Source organism: Bifidobacterium mizhiense (genome assembly GCF_020884755.1).
Taxonomy (GTDB): Bacteria; Actinomycetota; Actinomycetes; order Actinomycetales; family Bifidobacteriaceae; genus Bombiscardovia; species Bombiscardovia mizhiensis.
Window position 1 is genome coordinate 195,722 of the sequence record NZ_BPWE01000002.1, and the last position, 24,063, is coordinate 219,784.

17 protein-coding genes are annotated in these 24,063 nt (G+C 58.1%); 9 read left to right on the forward strand and 8 right to left on the reverse strand.

All coding sequences use genetic code 11. The features are described 5' to 3' along the window. Positions 1–237: 237 nt before the first annotated feature. From LPC22_RS04310 to LPC22_RS04340, 7 genes are all read right to left on the reverse strand, one after another. Positions 238–3,099: a hypothetical protein gene (locus tag LPC22_RS04310; RefSeq protein WP_229132602.1), complete on the reverse strand. Its 2,862-nt coding sequence runs from the start codon at positions 3,097–3,099 to the stop codon at positions 238–240. 419 nt (positions 3,100–3,518) lie between these two features. Continuing rightward, entirely contained in the window at positions 3,519–6,380 is a 2,862-nt protein-coding gene (locus LPC22_RS04315) for a hypothetical protein (RefSeq protein WP_229132604.1), read from the reverse strand. Positions 6,381–6,796: 416 nt separating this feature from the next. Further along, positions 6,797–9,661, reverse strand: a complete 2,865-nt coding sequence (locus tag LPC22_RS04320) for a hypothetical protein (RefSeq protein WP_229132606.1) — start codon at positions 9,659–9,661, stop codon at positions 6,797–6,799. A 480-nt stretch (positions 9,662–10,141) separates the two neighbouring features. Beyond that, complete coding sequence (locus LPC22_RS08480; protein ID WP_373312892.1) at positions 10,142–13,096, reverse strand: hypothetical protein; 2,955 nt, start codon at positions 13,094–13,096, stop codon at positions 10,142–10,144. Positions 13,097–13,272: 176 nt separating this feature from the next. Further along, positions 13,273–13,959, reverse strand: a complete 687-nt coding sequence (gene rdgB / locus LPC22_RS04330) for an RdgB/HAM1 family non-canonical purine NTP pyrophosphatase (protein ID WP_229132609.1) — start codon at positions 13,957–13,959, stop codon at positions 13,273–13,275. A gap of 35 nt (positions 13,960–13,994) precedes the next feature. After that, the gene (gene rph, locus LPC22_RS04335; protein WP_198176833.1) at positions 13,995–14,759 is read right to left on the reverse strand and encodes a ribonuclease PH; all 765 of its coding nucleotides are present in this window, start codon (positions 14,757–14,759) and stop codon (positions 13,995–13,997) included. Positions 14,760–14,825: 66 nt separating this feature from the next. Further along, entirely contained in the window at positions 14,826–15,464 is a 639-nt protein-coding gene (locus tag LPC22_RS04340; RefSeq protein WP_229132611.1) for a Pr6Pr family membrane protein, read from the reverse strand. A gap of 106 nt (positions 15,465–15,570) precedes the next feature. Between LPC22_RS04340 and LPC22_RS04345 the strand changes: the two genes are divergently transcribed. Together LPC22_RS04345 and LPC22_RS04350 are read left to right on the forward strand one after the other, a co-directional pair. Continuing rightward, complete coding sequence (locus tag LPC22_RS04345; protein WP_229132613.1) at positions 15,571–16,917, forward strand: nicotinate phosphoribosyltransferase; 1,347 nt, start codon at positions 15,571–15,573, stop codon at positions 16,915–16,917. Continuing rightward, positions 16,917–17,936, forward strand: coding sequence for an aldo/keto reductase (locus tag LPC22_RS04350; protein ID WP_229132624.1), 1,020 nt, complete (start codon positions 16,917–16,919; stop codon positions 17,934–17,936). The genes LPC22_RS04345 and LPC22_RS04350 overlap by 1 nt, the downstream gene beginning before the upstream one ends. A gap of 25 nt (positions 17,937–17,961) precedes the next feature. On the opposite strand, the gene LPC22_RS04355 is transcribed toward LPC22_RS04350, so the two are convergent. Continuing rightward, positions 17,962–18,273, reverse strand: coding sequence for a DUF3039 domain-containing protein (locus LPC22_RS04355; RefSeq protein ID WP_024627652.1), 312 nt, complete (start codon positions 18,271–18,273; stop codon positions 17,962–17,964). Positions 18,274–18,335: 62 nt separating this feature from the next. Between LPC22_RS04355 and coaD the strand changes: the two genes are divergently transcribed. From coaD to ilvN, 7 genes are all read left to right on the forward strand, one after another. After that, positions 18,336–18,845 (forward strand): pantetheine-phosphate adenylyltransferase, encoded by a 510-nt coding sequence (coaD, locus tag LPC22_RS04360; protein ID WP_045923959.1) that lies wholly within the window; start codon positions 18,336–18,338, stop codon positions 18,843–18,845. Further along, complete coding sequence (locus LPC22_RS04365; protein WP_024627650.1) at positions 18,842–19,534, forward strand: SPFH domain-containing protein; 693 nt, start codon at positions 18,842–18,844, stop codon at positions 19,532–19,534. The genes coaD and LPC22_RS04365 overlap by 4 nt, the downstream gene beginning before the upstream one ends. Continuing rightward, positions 19,531–20,151 carry a YceD family protein gene (locus LPC22_RS04370; RefSeq protein WP_229132625.1) on the forward strand — a complete coding sequence of 207 codons (621 nt, stop codon included), beginning with the start codon at positions 19,531–19,533 and terminating at the stop codon, positions 20,149–20,151. Before LPC22_RS04365 ends, LPC22_RS04370 begins: the two co-directional genes overlap by 4 nt. 64 nt (positions 20,152–20,215) lie before the next feature. Further along, positions 20,216–20,410, forward strand: coding sequence for a 50S ribosomal protein L32 (rpmF, locus tag LPC22_RS04375; RefSeq protein WP_015021378.1), 195 nt, complete (start codon positions 20,216–20,218; stop codon positions 20,408–20,410). 142 nt (positions 20,411–20,552) lie between these two features. Next, positions 20,553–21,314 carry a ribonuclease III gene (gene rnc / locus LPC22_RS04380; protein ID WP_229132645.1) on the forward strand — a complete coding sequence of 254 codons (762 nt, stop codon included), beginning with the start codon at positions 20,553–20,555 and terminating at the stop codon, positions 21,312–21,314. A gap of 217 nt (positions 21,315–21,531) precedes the next feature. Then, the gene (locus LPC22_RS04385; protein WP_229132653.1) at positions 21,532–23,472 is read left to right on the forward strand and encodes an acetolactate synthase large subunit; all 1,941 of its coding nucleotides are present in this window, start codon (positions 21,532–21,534) and stop codon (positions 23,470–23,472) included. 14 nt (positions 23,473–23,486) lie between these two features. Then, complete coding sequence (ilvN, locus tag LPC22_RS04390; protein WP_015021375.1) at positions 23,487–24,041, forward strand: acetolactate synthase small subunit; 555 nt, start codon at positions 23,487–23,489, stop codon at positions 24,039–24,041. Positions 24,042–24,063 lie beyond the last annotated feature (22 nt).

Below are 24,063 nucleotides of genomic sequence, written 5' to 3' on the forward strand. Positions count from 1 at the left end.
AAGTACTGCATCTTCACTTATGACATCTTCTTTTTCCCTTTTACATGCTTTAAGAGTACCGAGACTGAAAGCGTGATCTGGGATTCAAACAAGGGTGTTTCGTGACCGTCCAGAGTCTTGACTAAACACAGTCTGCATTGGTGGGATGGGGGTCGGTTGAACAACGGCAGAACCCCCTCCCCACCCAGCCTTTCAACTTCATGAGGTGGGGGCGGGCCCTGGCTTATACTTTCGGGATCAGTGGCGGCTCTCCTGCCTGTTTCTCAGGCAGGCCACGAAGCCGGCCAGGCCAAGGGCTATCAGCAGCATGATCTTGAGCACCGAAAGCGGCCATCCGCCGGTCAAAGGCAAAGCCGAGTTGGAAGGCCGGAACTCCAGCGCGTGAGATACCGAAGCTGACTGGTTTCCGCCCTGGAACCTGCCCTGGGCGTCAGCACCTTCGGCATCGTCGGAATGCACCTGGGCAGAGAACTTACCCTGGTTGATCCCCTCGGGAGGAACCGCCTGCCATGAACCATGATCCCCCACAACCGCATTTGTGCCGCTGCCGCCGGGCCAGGTCACATGCACCACGGTGCCCTTGGTCTCGGGAACCTTTGTATCACCGTCCACGTACTTGTAGGCTTTGCCCGCCACCTGGAAGACGTCATACCGCTCCAGGACCAGAGTAGTCGGCGTCATGTCGACCTTCCGCTCAATGGACGCCGGCTCTGACCGGCTGCTCGTCGGGTTAACCATTTCAACGCGGAAATCATACATTTGCTTCTCGTCGCTGCCGTCGTAGCCGCTGAACCTGTCAGCGGGTATATTCAGCGTCCAGGACCATGTGGATGCCGTTGTCTTGTTCAGGCCCAGCGTGAGGCCCGTCGCAGAATCTTCCACGGAAGACGTGGTGCCGGCTGCTGCATCCCTTTGGAAGGTGTTGGCCGGAGTGGTCAGCAAGGGCGTCCAGTCCGAGGCGGTCTTCTGCTTCATGGAAACAGCCATACTGGAATCCGTCATCCCCAGCTCTCCTGAGGTCCAGGCCGTATATACAGGAGACGCCTCGCCATTGAACACAACAACTGAATCCGCCGGCAGGCTCCCGTTGACGGTATGAGGCACAGTGACCGCGAGTTTGCTCGCATCCGGTGTGTTCTCCTCGGAGACGAAATAGGCCGTCCCAACGTTCGAGAAGAAGGAGGTCAGACCGAACCCGGAGATAGACTCGATCACCCAGGCATGGTACCGCCTGTAGCCGCTGTACTTGTTGCCTGGGTCCGGTGAAGGATACTGCTTATTGGTGTCCTGTATCTGCCAGGACCCTCCCTGCTTGCTCTTGGGATCGACCTTGCAGACAGTCTCGCCCAGCCTGAACCCCCACGTGTCCGCGGCTTTCACCAGGTCCCCGCCATTCGAACGCTGCCCACCCGCAATCGGATTGGCAGGATCCTCGCCATAGAGAACAACCTTGTTGGGACGCGCAGCATCCTTGGAGGGCGTGCACTCACCACTGACCACCGGATCAAGCTTCGACGTATACACGCTCCCCGAAGAATCGAGAGCACTGTCGGCATCGTTCTCAATCTTCGTGATCGTCGGATCATCAGGACGAGGCACATCATACTGATAGAAGGCACTATTGATCGTCCAGCCCGCAGAAATATTTCGTTCTATATCCGAGCTGTCCATGCCGTCACGTATCCCGACGAGACCTTTTTGATCAGGGTTGTATACCTCAGGGCTGACGGTACAAGCGCTGCCGTCCCGATTCGTGGTGACTGGCCAGGTGACCATCTTGAAATAGCCATCAAGATCCTGCTTGGCCTTGGCCTCCTTGAAATCAATCCCGCCGTCAGCTTTCTGGGCAGGCATAGGATTGCCGTTCTTGTCAGTGGCAAACATCTCATTGGGATTATCCGCTTGTTGAGGCAAGTTGAAAGCCGAATACCTACTGACTTGGGCTGCCTTGCTAACCGTGGTGGTGACCGAATTGGGAGACGGCTGCTGGCCTGTTACCAGGACCGGCTCAGGAGTCAACTCATCAACAGGCACCCACTCGCTATCCTTCAAAGCCACCCATTGATAGTAATAGGAATTAGTTTCAGAACATATGCCATCAGGATTATCACTTGTACTGCCACGCACATTCAACCAATACACGAAGAAGGACCGTGCCGGGGCTGTTCCTGGAGCAGTGCCGGCGATTGCCCCAGTAGCAGTGCTCTTATAGTCAGGAAAACCATAGTCGGTTACCATGCCCCAATTAGCCTGATTGCCACCATAGAGATTTGGGTTGCTGTTCCAGCCTACCCAAGAATACGGGCCGCTGCACTGAAGATCAGCGCCCTTGCCCAGGCATGTCTGCATATACAAGGTGAAATCCTTGCCATCTGCCGTTAAGGCTGAGGTAATGTTGGATACCCTGTCCGGCGCATTAATCATGGTGTCAGGGTTAAAATTGCGACAATTATCGATTCCAGAGCTCCAACTCCATGAACTACCTGGACGAAGACAAGATAGTGCGTCGCCCTGTTTGCCAACAACTGCGTATATATTCACCGGCTCGCTGGCACCACCAGGCTGATAGTATGACGCATCAGCAGAATTCTTAAGGGCCAGATCACCCTCGATGGAAACGGTCAGATAATCATATAGACCGGAATTGATTATCGTGTGCACGGTGAAATACTCATCTTGATTTTGTGCCCACTTATATGCTCCGGACCAGGGCTGATCCGAGGATGATGCTGAAGCTATGGTGTTCAGATACTTTATTCTGCGATAAAAGGAAGTGTCATCTGACCCCTTGTACTGATAGACAAAGGCCAGATTACAACTGCCCTTGGTGTCGGCACCGTTGGTAGCATCGGCGCAAGAGGGGTCGAACTCGTTGTGCTTCACGCGCAGGATAAAGTCCATGCGCAGCTCATCCTGATAGGAATCAAGCTTGTTGTTGTAGCCCAACATCCTATAGAGCAGAGGCTTCCTGCTGGCCGTCTCATCCTGCTCATCGATGGCATTGGCCTGACCAGCCGAAAGCGCGCTCAGCCCTAGCGGAACAACCATGGCCAGGGTCGCCAGAAGGGTTACCAGAACGGCAATTATCGGACGGCTCACACCTTGTGAACCCTTAGCGCCCCGTTCTTGCAAACGCTTCAATACAATACCCCCCAAATCACAATAAAATCATGCTCTAGAACAGATCAACTCTGCTTTTGACTTACCCCCAATTAAGGCAACTGCGCATAGAGCACAACAATGCATCTAAATTTTTCTTTGCCTTTTCAAGGCTACAGAAATTAAGGGCAATATCTGGGATTCAAATCGGGTGTTTTGCAGCCATTCAAGTTCTTGACCCTGACAGGCCCGGCAACCAGCCGACGAGAAGCAATATGCTGTCTTCCCTCAGTCCGGTCCAAATTGGTTGCGAATACTGCTCCGGCAATGGCAGCAGTACAGGAATTTAAAAAACAGGGCCCGTGCTCACCTTCATGGAATGAAAAGATGAGTGCGGGTCCTGGCTTATACTTTCGGGATCAGTGGCGGCTCTCCTGCCTGTTCCTCAGGCAGGCCACAAAGCCGACCAGGCCAAGGGCTATCAGCAGCAGGATCCTGAGCACGGACAGCGGCCAGCCGCCGGTCAGCGGCAGGGAGGATGTCGAAGGCCGGAACTCCAGCGCATGCGACACCGGGGCCGACTGGTTCCCTCCCTGGAACCTGCCCTGCGCGTCAGCACCCTCAGCATCATCGGAAAGCACCTGGGCAGAGAACTTACCCTGGTTGATCCCCTCGGGAGGAACCGCCTGCCATGAACCCTGGTCCCCCACAACGACATCCGTGCCGCTGCCGCCGGGCCAGGTCACATGCACCACAGTCCCTTTGGTCTCAGGAACCTTCCTATTCCCGTCCACGTACTTGTAGGCCTTGCCCGCCACTTGGAAAACGTCATACCGCTCCAAGGTCAACGCCGTGGGTGTCATGTCGACCTTCCGCTCGATGGACGCAGGCCTTGAACGAACGTTCATCGGGTTGATCATCTCAACTTGGAAAGTATAGGTCTGCGTCTCGTCGCTGCCGTCGTAGCCAGCGAACTTACCGGCAGGGATGTTCAGCGACCAGGACCAGGTGGAATCCGCCGCCTTTGTAAGATTCAGCGTGAGGCCCGTCGTGGAATCCTCGACGGAAGACGTGGTGCCGGCTGCTGCATCCCTCTGGAAAGTATTGGCCGGAGTAGTTACCAAGCTGGTCCAATCGGAGGCAACATTCTGCTTCATGGAAATGGCCATCTTCGAATCAGTCATCCCCAATTTCCCCGACGACCAGGCCGTGTACACAGGAGATGCCACACCCTTGAACGTGACCATCGAACCCGTCGGCAGGCTCCCGTTGACCGTATGGGGCACCGTGACCGAGAACTTGCTCGCATCCGGGACGTTTTCGCCTGAGACGAAATAGGCCGTCCCGACATTCGAGAAGAACGAGGTCAGACCGAACCCGGATGTGGACTCGATCACCCAGGCATGATACCGTCGGTACCCGTCGTACTTGTTGCCTGGATCCGGCGACGGATACTGCTTATTGGTGTCCTGTATCTGCCAGGATCCTCCCTGTTTGCTCTTGGGATCGACCTTGCACTCAACTTCACCAAGCCTGAACCCCCACGTGTCTACGGTCTTCACTAAGTCTCCGCCGTTCTGGCTCTGCGCGTCACTGATGGGATTGGCGGGATCCTCGCCGTAAAGAACAACTTTGTTTGGATGCGCAGCATCCTTGGAGGGCGTGCACTCACCACTGATTACTGGATCAAGCTTCGACGTATACACGCTGCCCGAAGCATCCAAGCTGCCATCTGCATCATTCTGGATGTTGGTGATCGTCGGATCCTTGGGGCGAGGCACATCATACTTATAGAAGGCACTGTTGATCGTCCAACCCGCAGAAATATTCCGTTCTACATCCGAGCTGTTCATGCCGTCGTGTATCCCGACGAGACCCTTCTTATCAGGGTTGTATACTTCAGGGCTGACGGTACAAGTGCTGCCGTCCCGATTGGTCGTAACAGGCCAGGTGACCATCTTGAAATAGCCATCAAGACCCTGCTTGGCCTTAGCCTCCTTGAAATTGATGGAGCCATCCGAATTCTGGGCAGGCATAGGCTGACCGTTCTTGTCAGTGGCAAACATCTCATTGGGATTTGTCGGTTGTTTGGGCAAGTTGAAAGCCGAATACCTACTAGCTTGGACTTCCGCGCCTACCGTGGTAGTCAACGAATTAGGAGACGGCTGCTGGCCTGTCACCAGGACCGGCTCAGGGGTCAGCTCATCAACAGGCACCCACTGGCCATCCTTCAGAGCCACCCACTGATAATAGTACGAATTGGTCTCAGAACATATGCCATCAGGGTTATAGATAGTGCTGCCACGCACATTCAGCCAGTACGCAAAGAAAGAGCGGGGCGGAGCTACGCCAGCATCAGAGCCCGGCATTTTCCCAAGAGTAAGGCTATTGTAATCAGGAAAACCATAGTCGGTTACCATGCCCCAGTTGGACTGACTGCCTCCATAGAGTAAAGGATTGCCATCCCAGCCTACCCAAGAATACGGGCCGCTGCACTGAAGATCAGCGCCTTTGCCTTGGCATGTCTGCATATACAGGGTGAAGTTCTTGCCATTTGCCGTTAAGGCTGAAGTAATGTTGGATACCCTGTCCGGCGCATTAATCATGGTGTCAGGGTTAAAAATGCCACAGTCATCGATTCCGGCGACCCAATTCCATGGAGTACCAGGAGCAAGGCAGGATAGTGCCCCTTTCTGCTGTCCAACAACTGCGTAGATATTCACCGGCTCGTTGGCCCCACCAGGCTGATAATATGACGCATCAGCAGAATTCTTAAGCGCCAAATCACCCTCGATGGAAATGGTCAAATAGTCATATAAACCTGAGTTTATTATGGTGTGCACGGTGAAGTACTCATCCCTGTTCTGCGCCCACTTGTAGGCTCCGGACCAGGGCTGATCCGAGGATGACGCTGAAGCTATGGTGTTCAGATACTTTATTCTGCGATAATATGCTGGGGTTTCTGAACCCCTGTACTGATAGACGAAAGCCAGATTACAACTGCCCGTGGTGTCGGCGCCACGGGTACCATTGGCGCAAGAGGGGTCGAACTCGTTGTGTTTCACGCGCAGAATGAAGTCCATGCGCAGCTCATCCTGATAGGCATCAATCTTATTGTTGTAGCCCAACATCCGATAAAGCAGAGGCTTCCTGCTGGCCGTCTCATCCTGTCCATCAACGGCACTGGCCTGACTGGCCGAAAGCGCACTCAGCCCCAGAGGAACAACCATGGCCAGCGCCGCCAGCAGGGTTACCAGAACGACGATGATCGAACGGCGCACGTGCAGTGATCCCTCAGCGTCCCGTTCCTGCAAACGCTTCAATACAATACCCCCCAAACCACAATGAAATCATGCTCCAGCGCAGATCGACTCTGCTTTTGACTCATCCCCAATTAAGCCAATTGAATGTGGAGCACAACAATGCATCTTCATTTTCATTACGACTTCAAAGCGTACTGAGATAGAAAGCGTGATCCGGGATTCAGGTAGGGTGTTTCGCGGCTGTTCAAGTCTTGCCCCTGGTAGGCCCGGCACCCGACTGACAAGAAGTAAATATTGTCTTCTTCCGACCGGTCTGGATTAGGAGCAAATGTTGCTTTGACAACGGCAGCGGCAGGGGGATTAAAAAACAGGGCCCGCGCTCATCTCCATGGAATTGGAAGGATGAGAACGGGCCCCGGCTTATGCTTCCGAGGTCAGTGCCCGCTTTCCTGCCTGTTCCTCAGACATGCCACGAAGCCGACCAGCCCCAATGACATCAGCAGTAGGATCCTGAGCACCGAAAGCGGCCATCCGCCGGTCAAAGGCAAAGCCGAGTTGGAAGGCCGGAACTCCAGCTCGTGAGACACCGCAGCCGACTGGTTCCCTCCCTGGAACCTGCCCTGGGCGTCAGCACCCTCAGCATCATCGGAAAGCACCTGGGCAGTGAACTCACCCTGGTTGATCCCTTCAGGAGGAACCGCCTGCCATAGGCCTTGGTCCCCCACAGTAGCATCCGTGCCGCCACCGCCAGGCCAGGTCACATGCACCACGGTCCCCTTGGTCTCGGGAACCTTCGCATCCCCGTTCACATACTTGTAGGCCCTGCCCGCCACCTGGAAGACGTCATACCGCTCCAGGGCCAACGTGGTGGGCGTCATGTCGACCTTCCGCTCGACAGAGGCCGGACCCGATCGGATGTTCATCGGATTAACCATTTCAACGCGGAAATCATACGTCTGCGTGTCGTCGCCCCCGTTATAGCCGGTGAATCTGCCGGCGGGTATGTTCAGCGTCCAGGACCATGTGGACGCCGCCGTCTTGGACAGGCTAAGCGTGAGGCCCGTCGTGGGATCCGTGACAGAAGACGCGGTGTTGACCGCCGCACCCCTCTGGAAAGTGTTGGCCGGAGTGGTCACCAAGGGCGTCCAGTCTGAGGCAGTCTTCTGCTTCATCGAAACAGCCATCCTGGAATCCGTCATCCCCAGACCCCCCGAGGACCAGGCGAGATAAGTAGGTGATACTTCACCCTTGAATGTGACTGCTGAACCTGCGGGCAGGCTCCCGTTTACCGTATGAGGCACGCTGACCGAGAACTTGCTCGCATCCGGAACGTTCTCGCCCGAGACGAAATACGCCGTCCCGATATTCGAGAAGAAGGAGGTCAAACCGAACCCGGAGATAGACTCGACCACCCAGGCATGGTACCGCCTATACCCGCTGTACCTGTTACCCGGGTCCGGAGACTGGTATTGCTTGTTCGTGTCCTGTATCTGCCAGGACCCTCCCTGCTTGCTTTTGGGATCGACCTCGCACGCAGCCTCACCAAGTCTGAACCCCCACGTGTCCGAACTTTTCACCAGGTCCCCGCCATTCGAACCTTGCCCACCCACAATCGGATTGGCTGGATCCTCGCCGTAGAGAACAACCTTGTTGGGACGCGCAGCATCCTTGGAAGGCATGCACTCACCACTGACCACCGGATCAAGCTTGGTCGTATACACGCTCCCCGAAGCATCCAAACCCGCATCCCCATCATTCTCGATCTTGGTGATAGTCGGATCGTTAGGACGGGGCACATCATACTTGTAAAACGCCGTATTAATCGTCCAACCCGCAGACAGATTTCGGTCTATATCCGAACTGTTCATGCCGTCACGTATACCGACGAGACCCTTTTTATCAGGGTTGTACACTTCAGAACTGACCGTACAAGTGTTGCCATCCCGATTCGTGGTAACAGGCCAGGTAACAAATTTGAAGTAGCCATCAAGATCTTGCTTCTCCTTGGCCTCTTTGAAATTGATGGAACCGTCCGAATTCTGGGCAGGCATCGGATTGCCGTTCTTATCGGTCGCAAAAAGCACATTGGGATTATTGAGATACCTTGGGTCCTTTGGACTTACGTTGAAAGCCGAATACCTGCTGACTTGATATTGCTTACCTACCGTGGTGGTGACCGAATTAGGAGACGGCTGCTGACCTGTCACCAGGACCGGCTCAGGTGTCAACTCATCAACAGGCACCCACTCGCTATCCTTCAAAGCAACCCACTGGTAATAATAGGAATTGGTCTCGGAACATATTCCATCAGGGTTATAGATGGTACTGCCACGCGGATTCAGCCAGTACGTGAAGAAAGACCGCGATGGGGCTGTGCCCGGATTGGTGCCATTGATACTTCCAACACTGGTGTCAGAATAGGCAGGAAAACCATAATCGGTCACCATGCCCCAATTAGCCTGATTCCCGCCATAGAGATCTGGCTGGTCATTCCACCCAATCCAAGAGTACGGTCCGCTGCACTGAAGATCAGCGCCCTTGCCCATGCAGTCGCCCATATATAGCTTGAAGTTCTTGCCGCTCGCCGTTAAGGATGAAGTAATATTCGATGTCCTATCCGGCGCGTTGATCATCGTGTCAGGCTTAAAAGTGCCACAATCGGCAATACCCCAGCCCCAGGAAATACCGCCACAAGACAGTGCCCCCTGCTGTTGGCCAACGACCGCAAAGACGTTCAAGGGCTCATCAGTACCACCAGCTTTATAATCTGACACATTGCTGGAAGTATCCCTGAGATTCAAATCGCCCTCGATGGAAATGGTCAAATAGTCGTATAAACCAGAGTTGATTATCGTGTGTACGGTGAAGTACTCATCTTGATTTTGTGCCCACTTGTAGGCTCCGGACCAGGGCTGACCCGAGGATGATGCTGAAGCTATAGTGTTCAGATACTTAACCCTGCGATAGTATGACTGATTTGTCGAACCAAGATACGGATAAACAAAGGACAAATTACAAGCACCCCTGGTATCGACACCACCGGAGGCATTGGCGCAAGAAGGGTCGAAATCGTTATGTTTCACACGCAGGATGAAGTCCATGCGCAGCTCGTCCTGATAGGAATCGATCTTGTCGTTGTAGGCCAACATCCGATAGAGCAGGGGTTTCCTGCTGGCTGTTTCATCCTGTCCGTTGACGGCATTGGCCTGACTGGCTGACAGAGCGCTCAGCCCAAGCGGAATCACTATGGCCAACGTCGCCAGAAGGGTTACCAGAACGGCGATGATCTGACGTTTCATATGTTGTGGACGCTTGGTGCCCCGTTCCTGCAAACGCTTCAATACAATACCCCCCAAAATCACAATGAAATCAAGCTCTAGACCAGATCGACTTTGCTTTTGACTTATCCCCAATTAAGCCAACTGTATATAGAGCACAAAAATGCAGCTTCATTTTTTACTACGCAGCTAAGAGTACAGAAATTAGAAGCATTATCTTGGATTCAGATAAAATATTCTATAATCGGCGTTTCGCGACCGTCTATGGTCTTGATTCCAGCTGGTCTGGATTGGAGGGCTGGGCCGTTTTGGCTCAATTGACAGAGCACCTGATTGGTAATGCTGTCAAGCAGCTCTTTCACCAAGCACCTTTGGCAACGACAGGACACACTGTAGGCACGAATAGTGTATTGGCACCCCCATGAAAGTTAAAAAAACAGGGCCTGCCCTCACCTCCTAATTCCTCGGGGTGAGAACGGGCCCTGGCTTATACTTTCGGGATCAGTGGCGGTTTTCCTGCTTGTTCCTCAGGCAGGCCACGAAGCCCACCAGGCCAAGGGCCATCAGCAGCAGGATCCTGAGCACGGAAAGCGGCCAGCCACCAGTAAGAGGCAGGGAGGATGTCGAAGGCCGGAACTCCAGCTCCTGCGACACCGAAGCTGACTGGTTCCCGCCCTGGAACCTGCCCTGCGCGTCAGGGCCCTCGGCATCATCCGAAAGCACCTGGACGGCGACATCCCCCTGCTTCATCCCCTCAGGAGGAACCGCCTGCCAAATGCCCTGGTCCCCCACAGCCACATCCGTGCCGGTATTGTCAGGCCAGGTCACATGCACCATGGTCCCCTTGGTCTCAGGAACCTTCGTATCACCGCCCGCATACTTGTAGGCCCTGCCGGCCACCTGGAAGACATCATGACGATCAAAGGTCAGCGTGGTAGGCGTCATGTCGACCTTGCGCTCGACAGAGGCTGGGCCCGAACGAAGGTTCATCGGGTTGATCATCTCAACCTGGAAGGTATAGGTCTGCGTCTCGTCGCTGCCATCGTAGCCAGTGAACCTGTCAGCGGGTATGTTCAGCAACCAAGACCAAGTAGAAGCCGCCGTCTTGGTCAGGCTAAGCGTGAGGCCGGTCGTAGAATCTGAAATGGAAGATGCGGTGCCGACTGCTGCATCCCTCTGGAAAGTGTTGGCCGGAGTAGTTACCAAGCTGGTCCAGTCCGAGGCAGTGTTCTGCTTCATGGAAATGGCCATCTTGGAATCAGTCATCCCCAGCTTCCCCGAGGACCAGGCCGTATACACAGGCGACACCTCACCCTTGAACGTGACCACCGAACCTGCCGGCAGGCTCCCGTTGACCGTATGGGGCACCGCCACCGAGAACTTGGCCGCATCCGGCACGTTCTCGCCCGAGACGAAATAAGCCGTGCCAACATTCGAGAAGTAGGAAGTCAGGCCGAACCCTGACGTGGACTCAACCACCCAGGCGTGATAGCGCCTGTAGGTGTTGTACTTATTGCCGGGATCCGGCGACGGATACTGCTTATTGGTGTCCTGTATCCACCAGGACCCTCCCTGCTTGCTGCCAGTGTCGGTCTCGCAAACAGCTTCCCCCAGCCTGAACCCCCACGTGTCCGAGCTTTTCACCAGGTCATCGCCATTTGTGCCCTGACCATCCGCAATCGGATTGGTGGGATCCTCTCCATACAGGACAACCGTATTAGGATGCTTGTCATCCTTGGAAGGCGTGCACTCACCGCTGATTACCGGGTCAAGCTTGGTCGTATACACGCTTCCAGAAGCATCCAAGCCGGCATCAGCATCGTTTTCGATCTTGGTGATCGTAGGATCATCAGGACGCGGCACATTATACTTATAAAAAGCAGTATCAATCGTCCAACCCGCAGAGAGATTCGTATCCTTTTGCGCGGCGGACATGTTATCGTCAATCCCCACAAGACCAGCGCTCTTGGGGCTGTACACCTCAGGGCTGACGGCTGTACATTCCGTGGCATCAGAATTCCTGGTGTCAGGCCAGGTCACCAGCTTGAAATAGCCGTCAAGATCCTGCTTCTCCTTGGCCTCCTTGAAATCAATCCCGCCATCAGCCTTCTGAGCAGGCATAGGATTGCCATCCTTATCAGTCGCAAAAAGCACGTTGGTGGTATTCGCATACTTTGGGTCGGTCGGATTAACGTTATAAGCGCCATTGGTATTGACCATGCCCTGCAGTCCGTAGGTGGTAGTCAAAGTGTTGGGACTCGGCTGCTGGCCTGTCACCAGGACCGGCTCAGGAGTCAGTTCCTTAACAGGCACCCACTGGCTGTCCTTAAGAGCCACCCACTGATAGTAATAGGAACTGGTCTCAGAACATATGCCATTGGTTTTGTTGCCTGGACCACGCAAGTTCATCCAATACACGAAGAAAGACCGTGCCGGGGCCGTGCCCGGGGCTGTGGCATTTATATTTCCAACCGTACCATCGCTATAAGCCGGAAAACCATAATCGGTCACCATACCCCAATTAGCCTGATGGTTTCGATAGAGATATGGGTTGCTGTCCCACCCAACCCAGGAATATGGGCCGCTGCATTGCAGGTCGTCTCCTCCGCTACCCAAGCAGTCACCCATATACACTTTCATCTGTTTATCCTTCGATAAACTCGCGGTGATATTTGAATATCTATCCTGCAAGTTGCTCATGGAGGCTGGATCGAAAGTTGAGCAGGTTTCGGTACCCCATGCCCACGAAGAACTACCGCAAGACAGGATGGTATTCTGATCACCAACGATAGCAAAGACATTCAAGGGTTCAGGGTGACCACCAGCCACGAACTTTGCGGGATCTTTAGACTTATCCGCAATGTTCATGTCGCCTTCGATGGATATAGTCAAGTAGTCGTATAAACCCGAATTGATTACCTTATGAACAGTAAAGCGCTGCAGATGATTATCAGCCCACGCTGTAGCTCCATCATATGCATACCCAGTTTTGTTATTTTCAAGATAATCATCTGGAGTTATAGTGTTTATATACTTTACACGATGATAATCTGCAGGGTTATCAGAACCAACATACTGATATACAAAAGATAAATTGCAATTTGACTTACCACCGGTGTCTGCCTTACCAAGGTCGATACAATCCGGCTTGAACTCGTTGTGTTTCACGCGCAGGATGAAGTCCATGCGCAGCTCATCCTGATAGGTATCGATCCTGTCGTTGAAGGCCATCATTCTATAGAGCAGAGGCTTCCTGCTCGCCGTCTCGTCCTGTCCATCAACGGCATTGGCCTGACTGGCCGACAGAGCACTCAGCCCAAGCGGAACGACCATGGCCAGTGTCGCCAGAAGGGTTACCAAAACGGCGATGATCGAACGGTTCACGTGCAGCGATCCCTTATTGTTCCGTTCTTGCAATCGCTTCAATACGAAACCCCCAAATCCCGATGGAATCATCTGCTAGAACAGATAAGCTCTGTTTTTAAGTTGTCCCCAATACCGCCGACTGTATCACAGAGATAAAAAAATCGCACCTTCGCGTTTTCTTTACATAAATCAAGCATAACCGGGCGCTCAGAGCATAATTGTCGACGCTTCACGACCGTTCGCCGTACGGAATCTATAAGGATTTATCAGCCTCTAATATGGCCGTCGCCCAGCACCCAGCTGACAAGAATCGGCATGATGGCCGCCAGGGCCTTGCCCCTGTGCGAAATAGCATTCTTTTCATCCGAGGTCATTTCCGCCGAGGTCAGCGGCTGCTGGCCGCTGGCGCGCCCAGGCTGATCACGGGGCACGAAGATCGGGTCATAGCCGAACCCGTTGTCCCCTCGTGCCTGACGGATGATGCTTCCGGGCATCTCGCCGATCCTGGTCACCTGATGCCCCCGGACGGCGTACCCCGGCACATCCGGAACGACCAGGGCGGCAGCACAGACAAACCGTCCTCCTCTGTGGTCGTCGGGAATGTCGTTCAGCTGGTTCAGCAAGAGCTCCAAGTTGGCCTGGTCGTCGCCGTGGCGGCCGCTCCACCGTGCCGAAAGGATCCCCGGGGCGGCGCCCATCACATCAACGACCAGCCCCGAGTCGTCCGCCAGCGCGGGCAGGCCTGACTCCCGAGCGGCCTGCCCAGCCTTGAGAAGGGCGTTCTCCTGAAAAGTGGTGCCCGTCTCTACCGGATCGGGCAGGCCCAACTGGCCGGCCGAAACCAGCTCGATCGTCTGACCCTCATCGGCCAGGAAACCGCCGAGGATGCGACGAAACTCAACGAGTTTGCCCTCGTTGTGCGTGGCCACAACCACTTTTCTGGCCTGCCCCATACCGATCCTCCTCGCTGAAATACCTGTTCCGGACGTCAGTCGGATGCCAGAGCCTTGCGCTGAGCAGCCTGCAGCTCCTTGTTCCCCTTGGTCGCCAGGTCCAGCAAGAGGCCGAGCTCCTGACGGGTGAGTGGGCGATGCTCCGCTGTTCCCTGTACCTCTATGAAGTCGCCGGAGCCGGTCATCGACACGTTCATATCGGTCATGGCCCTGCTGTCCTCCAGATAGGGAAGATCCAGCATGGGCTTGCCATCGATGATGCCCACCGAGACGGCCGAGACGCAATCCTTGGTCACCTTGTCGGCACTGCGGATGTGATGGTGGTCCTGGGCCCATCTGAGGGCGTCGACCATGGCCACATAGGCACCGGTGACCGAAGCTGTACGGGTGCCGCCATCGGCCTGAAGGACATCGCAGTCAAGCTGGATCTGATTCTCGCCCAAGGCCTTCATATCCACCACACCGCGCAGGCAACGGCCTATCAGCCGGCTGATCTCCTGGGTGCGGCCGCCGACCTTTCCCCGGACCGACTCGCGTGCAGTCCGGTCGCTGGTGGCCCTGGGAAGCATGGCGTACTCAGCCGTGACCCAGCCCAGGCCGGAGTCCTTGCGCCAACGGGGCAGCGTCGGTGTGAAGGAGGCCGTGCACATGACCCGGGTCTTGCCGCACTCGATCAGCACCGATCCCTCGGGGGCCTCCGTCCAATGCCTGGTGATGACGACCGGCCGCAACTCATCAGCCGCCCTGCCGTCAGGCCGCAGCACGGCACCCTCCTGGAGCATGTCCTTGATAGCAACCATCAGTGATGATCCTTTCCCGTTCCGCCCAGGCTCCCCTGGTCTGGTCCCTATTATTCCGTCAGCCGTCTACCGATCAATAGTCAGCGGTGTCTTGGCCGGCAGGATGCGATCAATCAGGAAGATGACCAGCGACAGGGCGAAGAAGACGACCAGATACTCAGCCATGTTGACCGTCAACTGGGCCCATCCCAAGTGCCCGAGATCCAAGAAGGCATAGGGATAAGGGTTACCGCCCGCCTCCGGTCCCGAATGGGGCCAGATGGCGGCCCTGATCAGCACAAAGGCTACATAGAAGGGGAAGTAGATCAGCCAGGTCAGCACATTGTGCCAGTGGAAACGACGATGAGGGTCGAACAAGAGGAAATCCACCGTTGCCATGATTGGGCTGATGACGTGAATCATCCATGTGGTCCTGATGCCCAGGACCAGCTGGTAGTCCGTGCTGTTCAGCCCCAGAACCAGGATGGCCACCAGCCCAGTAATAACAATGTAAAGCGTCAGGCAGCCCTTGAGCCAGGCTGGAGGCTGGATGCCCTTGAGCAGGGTGGCCGCCCCGGCCCAGAGCATGACCAGACCCAGGGCGATATTGGTCTGGAAGGTAAAATAGACCCACTTGTTGCCGATCCCCAGCAGCCAGGCCTCGTAGGTGCCACCCAGGCAGAAAAAGGCGATCAGCAACCGGTAGATACCCACGACGAATCTCATGCGGATCAGCTTAGCCCGACCATAGGAGGGCAGGGCAAGCCTGTAGGTCGGCAGAGGATTAGACTGGGGGCCAACCAAGGGCTTTTCCACCCACAAAGGGGAAGATATGAACGCAGAAAACAATAGTAAGGACACCGGAACCTCGACGGCTCTGATGACCGACATGTATGAATACACCATGCTGGATGCCGCCCTGCAGGATGGTACGGCCGGGCGACGATCCGTCTTCGAGGTCTACACCAGACACCTGCCGGCAGGGCGCCGCTACGGAGTGGTAGCAGGCACCGGACGGATTCTGGATGCGCTGGCGGATTTCCACCCCAGCGAGGACGAGCTGCGCTTCCTGTCCGACCGTCACATCGTTAGCCAGACCACCATCGACTGGCTGGAACACTTCCGATTCACCGGAACCATCCGCGGCTACCGGGAGGGCGAGATATTCTTCCCCGACTCCCCCATTCTGCAGATCGAAGGCAGTTTCGGCGAGTGCACCCTGCTGGAGACCCTGATCCTTTCCATACTCAACTACGACTCGGCTGTGGCCTCGGCCGCCTCCCGCATGGTCACCGCGGCCAAGGGCCGGCCCTGCATGGACATGGGCGCACGCCGGGCCAACGAATATGCGGCCGTGGCAGCGGCCAGAGCGGCCATAGTCGGTGGATTCCAGGGGACTTCAAACCTGCTGGCGGCCAAGCGATACGGCTTCAAGGCCATCGGCACCGCAGCCCACTCATTTACCCTCCTGCATGACAATGAACGCGAGGCCTTCCAAGGACAGATCCAGGCCCTGGGCAAGGGAACCACCCTGCTGACCGACACCTACTCCATCGAGGAGGCCGTCAGGACAGCCGTCGAGGTGGCAGGACCTGAGCTGGGTGGTGTCCGCATCGACTCCGGAGACTTGGGCTCGCTGGCCCAGCAGGTCCGCGCCCAGCTGGACTCCTTGGGAGCCACCAAGGCCACTATCACCGTCACCAACGATCTGGACGAGTACGCCATCGCCTCCCTGCAGGACGCCCCGGTGGACTCCTACGGGGTCGGCACCATGCTGGTCACCGGTTCGGGGGCCCCCACCTGCGCCATGGTCTACAAGCTGACCGAGCGAGAGAATTCCGACGGAGTTATGCAGGCCGTCGCCAAGAAGTCGGTGGGCAAGGCCTCAGTGCCGGGACGCAAGCTGGCCTACCGCTCCTACCACAACGGAGTGGCCGATGCTGAGCACGTCATCTCGGGCGCTGAGGATGCGCTGGCAGCCTATACGCCCGAGCAGGACTGGCGGGATCTGCTGGTCACCTACGTGGATCATGGCCAGGGCAAGCCAGAGTTCCAGGGTGAGCAGGCCGTACTGGACGCCCGAGAGCACCGGGCCAAGGCCCTTAAGGAGCTGCCCATCAACGCCCTGAGCCTGATGAAGGGGGAGCCGGTCCTGCCCACCCTAGTGAGGACTATCTAATGAGCACACAATCCGAAACCTACCAGCCCGACCCGAGTCGATACGATTCCACCACCTACCGGCCGTGTGGCGACAGCGGTCTGAAACTGCCACCCATCTGCCTGGGCTGCTGGCACAACTTCGGCGACACCACGCCCCTGGATCGTATGCAGGAGCTGTGCACGACGGCCTTCGACCACGGCATCACCCATTTCGACCTGGCCGACAACTACGGGCCTGAACCGGGCGCCGCCGAACGCAACATGGGGATCATCCTGCGGCGATGCTTCAGTCATCACCGCCAGGAGCTGATCATCTCCACCAAGGCTGGTTATGAAATGTGGCCCGGCCCTTACGGGAACCTTGGCTCACGCAAGCATCTGCTGTCTGGACTGGACCAGAGCCTGAAACGGCTGGGGCTTGACTATGTGGACATCTTCTACCACCACCGCCCCGATCCGGACACACCCCTAGAAGAGACCATGGGCGCCCTGGCCCAGGCGGTCACCAGCGGCAAGGCCCTCTACCTGGGACTGTCCAACTACGACGGGCCGACCATGGCACGGGCTGCGGCCATCCTGACCGAGATGCACGTCCCCTTCGTCATCAACCAGAACCGCTACTCCATCTTCGACAGAACCATCGAGGACAACGGGCTCAAAGAGGCCGTGATGAAAGAGAAGAAGGGACTGATCACCTTCAGCCCGCTGGCCCAAGGGCTGCTGACCGACCGCTACCTGCACGGGATTCCCGAGGACAGCCGCATTCGGTCCGACGGTCGCTTCCTCAAGGAGTCTGCGCTGACCCCTCAGCGGCTGAAGCAGATTCAGGACCTGAACGACCTGGCCCGTCAACGCGGCCAGAGTCTGGCAGAGATGGCCCTGGCCTGGTTGCTCAGGGACCCGGCTGTCACCTCGGTGCTCATCGGCGCCTCCAAGCCCGAGCAGATCCTGGACAATCTCAAGGCTGTCCAGTCGGCCGACTTCAGCCGGGAGGAACTGGAGATGATCGACCGGATCGCCTTGGACAAGCAGTCCTGAAGCAACCCGGACCGCTCAATAGCGCTCAGTGGCTGCCACCGGTCATCTGCTCGTAGATGCGCTTGCAGTCCGGGCAGACCGGGTACTGGGAGGGGTCATGCTTGGGCACCCAGACCTTGCCGCAGAGGGCCACGACCGGTCGGCCGGTCAGCTTGGATTCGGCGATGCGCTCACGGGAGACGTAGTGGGCGAACCGGTCCGCATCGCCCTGGTCGTTCAGCCGGGTTTTCTCGGCGGTCTCGGTGTCCGGACGGTCCAGCACAGCCGTGCCAGTGCCCTGGTCGGGGTTCTGCTCCCGCTCCGGATCCTCCATGCGAATGCTCTTGCTTGCAGTCATGATATCCATGGTACGGCGGCGAGCTACACGTTCGCTCCCTATGACGCGCTACGCTGAGAATCATGACTATCGCTGTATGCCCTGGCTCATATGATCCGGTCACTTCCGGCCACATGGATGTGATCGAACGTTGTGCCTGCTTCTTTGAGACGGTCCACGTGGTTGTGGCCGTCAATGCCGCCAAGACCCCCATGTTCAGCGAACAGGAGCGGGTGGCCATGATCCGCCGTGCCCTGGACGAGGACGGATACCCGAACATCACCGTAGCCTCTACCGATGGCCTGATCACCGACTACTGCCGTAAGGTGGGCGCCTCGGTCATCGTCAAGGGACTGAGGCAGAACGGGGACTATGAAGCCGAGCTGGGCATGGCCCTGGTCAATCGCAAGCTGTCCGGGGTGGAAACGCTCTTCCTGCCAGCCGATCCGGTGAGGGAACACATCTCCAGCACCATCGTCAAGGATGTGGCCAGGCATGGAGGGGACATCACCGGCATGGTCCCCGACAGCGTCGTGGATGCACTGATAGACACCTTGCACAGGGACACACCGCACACGGAAAAGAGCCAATGATGAACGAGCAGACCCAGGAAAGGGACGATGACGAGCCTATCGACGACTCGACCCGAGCGAGCGCTCCCAGGTCCGCAGTCGACATGAAGGACCTGCCCGACCTGCAGGAGGATCGAAGCGAGAGCGGGAACCCCCGATCGGAATTCACCACCGTCTATGACATCATCGACAGGATCCAGGCCATGCTGGACGAGGCCAAGGCCCCCATTTTCAGCCCGGGACTGGTCAAGGTGGACCGGGACGAGCTGGCCGACGACCTCAACGAACTCAAAAAAATGCTGCCAGTGCAGTTGGAGCGGGCCTCGGCGCTCATGAGGGAGGCGGAACGCCGGCTGAATACGGCGCAGACCCAGGCCAACGCCACCATATCCGACGCTCAGAGCCGAGCTGCAGACATCGTCAAGGAGGCTGGCGAGCAGGCCCGCTTCCTGGCCGGTCAGGAGAACGTGGTGGCCATAGCCCGGCAGAATGCCCAGACCATCATTGACACGGCCCAGGCCCAAGCAGACCGTCTGGTCCAAGGGGCCGATGGGTATGCCGCCCAGGTCATGGGCGAGCTTGACACCCAGCTGGGCAAGATGAGTCAGGATGTGCGTGCCGGTCTGGAGGTTCTCCACCAGCGTGAGCAGGAGGCAGCGCGTAGCATGAACGCGTCAGTCTCGGATCAGGGAAAGGAGACGCAGGGATGAGCAGACCAGAGGATTCCCCCTGGGCGGTTTCAGTGGCCCAGGTGTCGACGCGGGCAGGGCAGAGCACCCAGGTGGACCGCGATTTTCCAGCCCCTGAGGGCATTGGCGACCAGGTAGTGGGCATCCCGGCAGGAACACCCGTGCACGTGAAGGGCGACATCGACTCCCTTGTGGACGGACTCTTATTGCAGGCCCATATCAGCGTGCCCCTGAAGACCGAATGCACCCGCTGCTTGAGACCCGTGGATACCAGCCTCCAGGACGATCCGGTGGTTTTCTTCCCCTACAAGGATCCAGAACCGGAGCCGACCCATGGCAAGGAGGAGATCCTGGCCGAACAGGAGGAGGCCAGCGGTCAGACCTATCCTCTGGCCAGCGGGGGCGCCTTCATGGATCTGGAGGCCCTGCTGCGCGACACCCTGGTGGAGGCCCTCCCCCTGCAGCCCCTGTGCCGACCAGACTGCCGGGGTCTGTGCCCCCAGTGCGGCATGGATCTGAACGACCATCCCGATCACCACCACGAGATAATGGACGACCGCTGGGCAGCCCTGGCAGGACTCAAACAGCGCTTGGAGCAGGAGGAGAACCCCGGCAACGACGGCCAGGCTGGCGAATGACCGGAGGTTGCGGTAGACTGCTCTACGCTTAAGCTCGAAGTATTCGATCGAAACAGAGGACAATATGGCACTGCCAAAGTACAAGACCTCGCGCGCCAACACCCATTCCCGGCGCGCCAACTGGAAGACCCAGGCCGCCGCTACGGTGACTTGCCCCAACTGCGGAGCCCCTGCGCTGCCGCACATGGCATGCCCCAGCTGCGGCATGTACCGCGGGCGCGTCTACCGCGACGCCATTCGCTCGCAGTTCAGCAAGTGAGCCAATCAGCGAACGATACGCAATGAGAGAACCCCGGCCATCGACGGGTGGCAGGGGTTTTTCCATATCATCAGAGGGCAAGGCCGAGAAAGCGAGAAAGGCCATGCAGACAGAGCAGTCCGGAAAGGATCAGGAAAACCATATGCAACAGGAGGAACAGGAGCAAGTGGATTCCGGCAACCAGGCGGCTGAGGAGCTCTTCCAGGCCCTGGGTGGCAGGATCAGCCCGGAACTGCTGGTGCATGCCCTGACCCATCGCTCCTTCGCCCATGAGCACCCCGGCATGCCCAACAATGAACGGCTGGAGTTCCTGGGCGACGCGGTTCTGGAACTGGTGGCCACCGAGACCCTATACAAGGTTCATCCAGACATGACCGAGGGCCAGCTGGCCAAAATGCGGGCCAAGGCTGTCTCCGAAGAGGCACTGTCGGCCATCGCCCGGAAGAAACTGCACCTGGGGCAGTATATTCTTCTGGGCCATGGCGAGAGCGAAAACGGTGGGGCCGACAAGGACTCCATACTCTGCGATACCGTCGAATCGTTGATCGGATCGGTCTTTGTGGAACACGGCATCGAGGGGGCCAGGACCACCGTCCATACCCTTCTTGACGACACCCTGGCCGAGGTAGCCACCGAGGGGCCGGCACTGGATTGGAAGACCTCGATCACCGTCAAGGCCCACAAGCTGGGCTTGGGCGAGCCCCGGTACGCCATGGCGGTCTCCGGACCGGAATACGCCCAGGTCTTTACCGCCGAACTGCGTCTGGAGGACGGCGGGACCGTGATCGGCAAGGGCCGGGCCAGTAGCAAGCGGAAGGCCCAGCTGGCTGCTGCCGCCCAGGGGTGGAAGCGGCTGGACGACCAGGATCTGCTTGCGACTCTGCGCGCCGAGCAATCCTCCTGAGGTTCCAACCGAAATTCCGGCATGCGGTACTGCGCCAACGCCCCGACCAGACCCCTGTTTAGACTATGGGCATAACCCGGAAGCACGCCGTCACGAACGGCACAGGTGCCTCCTCCTGATCGGGATTCGTCCGCCTACCCCGCCGACGCTCCGACAGGTTCGTATTTCGACATGCACGGCCGCAGGTCGGCGCGCAGTCTGGAGGTCGAGAGGAAACATGAGTCTGCCGACACCTCTGCAAGCATTCAGCTCGGTACCCAAGAACTGGGACCATGACGACAAGGATGTCCCCGCCCAAGGCGAGCCCATGACGGGAGCCCAGGCGCTGATTCGGTCCCTGGAGGATCTGGGGGTCACCCAGGTCTTCGGCGTTCCTGGAGGCGCTATTCTGCCCGCCTACGACGCCATTGACGAGCAGGTGCGCTTCAACTTCACACTAACCCGCCACGAGCAGGCAGCCGGCCACGCAGCTGAGGGCTACGCCGTCTCCACAGGCAAGGTGGGGGTCTGCCTGGTGACCTCCGGACCCGGAGCCACCAACATGGTCACCCCCATAGCCGATGCCATGATGGACTCGGTTCCCTTGGTAGTGGTGACCGGCCAGGTGGGTGTGGACTCCATCGGCACCGACGCCTTCCAGGAGGCCGACATCGTGGGCATCACCTACCCGGTGGCCAAACACTCCTATCTGGTGACCAAGGCCCAGGACATCCCCCGGGTCATGACCGAGGCCTACCACATCGCCCGCTCAGGAAGACCCGGGCCGGTAGTGGTGGACCTGAGCAAGACGGCCCAGAACGGCAAAATGCTCTACTCCTGGCCCCAGGAGATGATTCTGCCTGGCTATAACCCGGTGACACGGGCCCACGGGCACGTCCTGGATGATGCCGCCCGGCTCCTGGTCCAGTCGCACAGGCCTGTCCTCTATGTGGGCGGCGGCGCAGTCCGGTCGGACGCCCGTCGGCAGGTCCAGGAACTCGTGCGAGCTACCGGTGCCCCCATGGTCACCACCCTGCCTGCGCGAGGCATCGTACCTGACTCCGATCCTGCAGTACTGGGAATGCCCGGCATGCACGGCACGGTGGCCGCCAACGGGGCCATCCAGCACTCCGACCTGCTGGTGGCTGTGGGCACTCGCTTCGACGACCGGGTGACCGGCAGCCTGGAAGATTTCGCCCCGGTGGCCAGGGTCATCCACATCGACATCGACCCGGCCGAAATCGGTAAGAACCGGCAGGCAGACGTACCCATCGTCGGGGACGTGGGCCAGGTGCTGGACGACCTGATCCCGGCACTCAAGGCGGCCCAACGCACCTGGGGCAAGCCCGACCTCAAGCCCTGGTGGCGACTGATCGACGGCTGGCGGCACGACTACCCCACCACCTTTGAGCCCAGCCCGGACGGCACCCTGGCCCCCCAGTGGGTGGTCCAAACCCTGAGCAACAAGGCCGATCCCAACACCATCTGGGTATCCGGCGTGGGTCAGCACCAGATGTGGGCCAGCCAGTTCATCGACTTTGAACGCACCCGCTCCTGGGTCTCCTCCTGCGGACTGGGAACTATGGGCTACGGCCTGCCCGCCGCCATCGGCACGGCCATCGGTACCAGGGAACAGGAGGATCCGCGACCCGTCTGGCTGATCGACGGGGATGGCTCCTTCCAGATGACCTCCGAGGAGCTGGCCACAGCCGGGCAGGCGGGACTGCCCATCCGCATAGCCATACTCAACAACTCGGTCTATGGCATGGTGCGTCAGTGGCAGACCCTCTTCTACGGCAGCCACTATTCCCAGACCAACCTGGAGGACGGCGGCGCCAAGCCCACAGACGGCAACGGCATCCCCGACTTCGTCAAACTGGCCGAGGCCTATGGCTGCCTGGGACTGCGTGCCTTTACCCAGGAGCAGGCCCTGGAGGCCATCGATAAGGCCAACGCAGTGACTAACCGGCCGGTCCTGATCGACTTCCGCGTCTGGAAGGATGCCATGGTGTGGCCCATGGTCCCGGCAGGCGCCTCCAATGACACCATCATCTACAAGCCGGGCGTGCAGCCCCTGGCCGGCATCCGTCCGGAGCAGGAGCAGACCGAGCCGCATGAGCAGACCGGAGCCGACCGGGCAGCCATGGCCAGCGACGCCGCCGGTCGCATGAACAAGTAGGAAAGGGGCACCACATGGCCAATTATCCAGCATCCAAGCCCGGTTCCGAACGGCACACCCTTTCCGTCCTGGTCGAGAACCGCCCCGGCGTCCTGGCCAGGGTGGCTGGCCTATTCGCCCGGCGCGCCTTCAACATCAACTCCCTGTCCGTCTCGTCCACCGAGCGAGACGACATCTCCCGGATCACGGTCACGGCAGACGTGGAGGCCGTCCCCCTGGAGCAGATCATCAAGCAGCTCAACAAGCTGCTGCATGTGCTCAAGATCGTCGAACTCAAGGGCGACGAGGCCGTGGAGCGCGAGCTGGTCATGATCAAGGTCAAGGCCAATGAACGCAACCGCTCCGACGTGCTGGAGATTGTCAAACTCTTCCGCGTACGTGTGGTTGATGTCCATCCCGAGTCCCTGACCATTGAGGCTACGGGGGCAGAGGGCAAACTGGAGGCCCTGCTGCGGCTGCTGCGGCCCTTCGGCATCATCGAGCTGGTCCGGTCGGGCGCCGTGGCTGTTACCCGGGGTCCCCGGGCCCTGAGCGAGAAGGTGCTGGGCTCCCAGATCACCGGCCGCTGATTCCTCCTGTAATCCTGGAAGG